Raw genomic sequence first — 209 nt, forward strand, 5'->3', positions numbered from 1 at the left:
GTTCTGCAACGGATAAGATTAGTAATGATCATAATTTTAAACTGGGTGTAACCGGTCAAGAAGCCGGAAGTACTGTCCAGTATCTGGTGTCTAACGATCAGGGTGCGACCTGGCAAGAGACTACAGCAGAGCAGTCGAATCTGGCGGATGGCATTTATCAATTCAAAGCCGTCGTGACTGATGTTGCTGGTAATACAGATGAAACAGCG

At 45.9% G+C, this 209-nt stretch carries 1 protein-coding gene; it reads left to right on the top strand.

Going from position 1 to position 209, the window contains the following annotated elements:
- The coding region (locus AC1M9D_RS14225; RefSeq protein ID WP_481612463.1) for an Ig-like domain-containing protein at nt 1–209 on the top strand (209 nt) is incomplete at both ends.

Source organism: Acinetobacter sp. ANC_7682, from assembly GCF_056779795.1.